Source organism: Okeania sp. SIO2B9 (assembly GCF_010672505.1).
GTDB lineage: Bacteria > Cyanobacteriota > Cyanobacteriia > Cyanobacteriales > Microcoleaceae > Okeania > Okeania hirsuta.
In genome coordinates this window covers 1-3,900 of the sequence record NZ_JAAHGK010000740.1, presented here as the reverse complement: position 1 = coordinate 3,900, position 3,900 = coordinate 1, and the positions used below count along the sequence as shown (strand labels likewise).

The following is a 3,900-nucleotide window of genomic DNA, read 5'->3' as shown; positions in this document are numbered from 1 at the left end:
CGACGAGAACGGAAACCAACATAACCATCAGCAATGGGATCTACTCCAACAAAACCAATGGAGAACCTATAAATAGGATAGTTAGCATCAATATCAAAAATAAGGCAGATATTCAGATATTAGTCGAGGGTAATGATTTTTATGCCTCACCACGTCTGAGTCCTGATGGCAAGAGACTTTGTTGGATAAGTTGGAATCATCCTAATATGCCTTGGGATGGTACTGAGTTATGGGTAGCTAAGATTAATGCAAATGGTTTATTAGGTGAAGCTCAATTAGTTGCAGGTGGCAAACAAGAATCAATTTTTCAACCGGAATGGTCGCCAGAAGGTATCTTATATTTTGTTAGCGATCGCTCTAAATGGTGGAATATTTATCGGGTTTCAGGAACTGAAATGGTAAATGTAGAACCATTATATCCTTTAAATGCAGAGTTTGGAATGCCACAATGGGTATTTGGAATGTCTACTTATGGTTTTACAGCAGCAAACAAAATTATTTGCACTTTTACTCAAAATGGAACTTGGCATTTAGCAACTCTTAATGCTACGAAAAAACATCTACAGCAAATAGAAATACCCTATACTTCTATGGGTTCTTTAAAAGTTAAAGGAGAGCGAGTTTATTTTCTGGGAAGTTCTCCCACAAAACCCACTGAAATTGTCAATATAAATCTATCTACAGGTGCTATTAATATCTTAAAACGTTCTACAGATTTAGAAATTAATTCAGGTTATTTATCTATTCCTCAATCAATAGAATTTCCTACTGAAAATGGGAATACTGCTTATGGTTTATTTTACCCACCAACTAATCAAGATTACACAGAAATAACATCAGAAAAACCACCTCTTTTAGTCAAAAGTCATGGTGGCCCTACGGCAGCAACTTCTAGTAGTTTAAGCTTAAAAATTCAATATTGGACAAGTCGTGGTTTTGCTCTACTTGATGTTAATTATGGAGGCAGCACTGGCTATGGACGAGAGTATCAGCAAAGACTAAAAGATAACTGGGGAATTGTTGATGTTGATGATTGTGTTAATGGCGCTCAATATTTAGCTAAACGGGGTTTAGTTGATAGTAATCGTATGGCTATTTCTGGTGGTAGTGCAGGAGGTTATACTACTTTATGTGCGTTAACTTTTAAGGATGTTTTTAAGGCTGGTGCTAGTTATTATGGAGTTAGCAATCTAGAGGCTTTAGCCACAGATACTCATAAATTTGAATCTCGTTATTTAGATGGATTGATTGGGCCTTATCCTGAAAAAAAAGATTTATACAAACAGCGATCACCTATTAATTTTACTGAGCTTTTGTCTTGTCCTGTAATTTTTTTCCAAGGTTTAGAAGATAAAATTGTGCCACCAAATCAAGCAGAAATAATGTTAGAAGCTTTAAAGCAAAAAGGATTACCAGTGGCTTATGTTGCCTTTCCAGAAGAACAACATGGGTTTCGTCGTTCAGAGAATATTAAACGAGCTTTAGATGGGGAATTTTATTTTTACTCCCGTGTATTTGGATTTACACCTGCTGATAATTTAGAGGAGGTAGAAATTATTAATCTCTAGGAAGAAGAAGATGGTAGGTGGTAGGTTTTAGGTTTTAGGTTGTAGGTAACGACATTTTACCTAATGCAAAATCTTATAGAAGGTGGTAGGTTTTAGGTTTTAGGTTTTAGGTTGTAGGTAACAAGATTTTACCTAATACCAAATCTTGATGAATCTGCATATAAATAGAGTTTCTCAAAGCAAGGCAATGCTTAAGTTTATTATGTGCAACTTCTTGATTAAAGTTATGGAAGAGTATGACAATTACCCAATCACTTCTGACCTCTAACCAAAGGGTAACCTAAGTTTTTCACCTGTTTATTAAAATGGTATTAGATCGTAGGTTATATCATGTCCGGTAGCATCGGTATTGTAAGCGCGAAGGTAAGGAAGAAGGAAGAGGGAAGAAGGCTATTGAGCAAGAAAAAAACCTAAATTTCCTGTAGATATTCACCCTTGGGTTTACACAAACGATTGCCTTCGGGCATGATATAGTATCATGCTTAGTTGAATAATTATAAATCAGTGAAAAGAGATAAATAATGTAAATAATAATAGGGCAGGGAAAAGTTTTTTAACCACTAATTAAGCGGAGATGATATCATTCACTTAAAATCCAAGACTTAACACCTATAGCTTGACTTTAAATATTCTTAAATTTAGACTTCAGGGTTAATTTATGCAGCAAATATTATTGATAACGATAATTTTAAATCTAATAATATGGATATATTTATTAATTTTTAGAGGCAAATTTTGGTTGGCAGATCAACGATTATTACCAATATCAGAAACAGAAATTAGAAAAATTCAATATTGGCCGTCAATTTCTGTGATAATTCCTGCTAGAAATGAAGCAAAATTATTGAGATTGACACTAAAATCCTTATTAAATCAAGACTATCTAGGGAATTTCAAGATTATATTGGTGGACGACAATAGCAAAGATAACACAGCTAATGTTGCGAAACTAATAGCTCAACAAAATGATAGTTTTACTAAGCTAGAAGTAATTTCAGCAGGAAAATTACCTAGTGGTTGGAGTGGAAAACTATGGGCAATTAATCAAGGAATTAATTATGCAAAAAAACAAACCCCAGCCCCAGATTATTTTCTTTTTACTGATGCAGATATTGAACATAGCTCCACAAATATTCGCCAACTTATTATTAAAGCAGAACAGGAAAATTTAGCCTTAGCTTCTTTAATGGTGAAGCTGCAATGCCAAACTTTAGCAGAAGAATTAATGATTCCAGCATTTGTATTTTTTTTCCAAAAATTATATCCATTTAGATGGGTAAATAATCCGCAAAGTTCTACTGCTGCTGCTGCTGGAGGTTGTATATTAATTCGTCACCAAGTTTTAGATGAAATTGGCGGAATAGAAGTTATTAAAAATGCTTTAATAGATGATTGTTCTTTAGCTAAAACAGTTAAACAAAAATCAACCAATAAAAAGATTTGCTTAGGACTAACTTCAGACACCAAAAGTAGACGTTCCTATCCAGATTTATTTAGTATTTGGAGTATGGTTGCTCGTACTGCTTTTACTCAGCTAAATTATTCACCGCTGCTATTAGTAGTAACAGTCATAGGGATGAAATTAATTTATTTAGTTCCCTCATTAGGAATAATTTTAGGAGTAATTTTTAGTTGGTGGGAAATAGTAGCGATCGCTTTATTGGCAAGAATATTAATGTTTTTAGCTTACTTACCTATTGTCAGATTTTATCAACTTTCACCAATCTATGCCATGAGTTTACCAACTGTTGCTTTTATCTATACATTAATTACCATAGATTCAGCTTGGCGACACTGGCGAGGGCGAGGTAGTGATTGGAAAGGGCGAACTTATTCACCAGAAAAATTTCAACAATAAACGTAAGCAATCAGCAGTCAGCTATCAGCAGTCAGCTATCAGTTAGCCTCATTTTGCACAGCATTCCGCAGGAAATGCTTACCACAGATATTAACAGGACTTACGCAAAATATAGCGCTGCGCGCAGGGAACAGGCAATAGGGAACAGCTCATTTGGGGGAATAAAAAGCTGATAATATAAGACTTTTAGCTATTGAACACCTCCTGCAATTTGTAAATATGCCAGCGCACATTGCTATATTAGGTCATACACCATCTGTAGGGGCGATTCGCGTTTGCGGAGCATTCCGTAGGAAATCGCCCTTACTAGATATGGCGGTTCTGCGTAAGTTATGATTAATAATGGTACTTTGAGAAAAAATATGTTAAGAACAGCATCAAACCCTTATATAGTCTAGGTTTTACATTTAACCAACCTTTTTCCTGATATATCTAGGTTTTCCTGCGGAATGCTACGCAAAGAGCCATTTTTAA

At 34.9% G+C, this 3,900-nt stretch carries 2 protein-coding genes; both read left to right on the top strand.

Translation table 11 applies throughout. The annotated features are described in order from the left end of the window. A partial coding sequence (locus F6K13_RS22590) for a S9 family peptidase (protein ID WP_287288447.1) occupies window positions 1-1,568 on the top strand: 1,568 nt, incomplete at its 5' end. Between the two features lie 658 nt (window positions 1,569-2,226). Further along, window positions 2,227-3,426 (top strand): glycosyltransferase, encoded by a 1,200-nt coding sequence (locus tag F6K13_RS22585; protein WP_124144236.1) that lies wholly within the window; start codon window positions 2,227-2,229, stop codon window positions 3,424-3,426. Window positions 3,427-3,900: the final 474 nt, after the last annotated feature.

Excerpts from the sequence above, each read along its gene's own strand:
- F6K13_RS22585 (WP_124144236.1), top strand. The coding sequence starts at position 2,227 with ATGCAGCAAATATTATTGATAACGATAATTTTAAATCTAATAATATGG.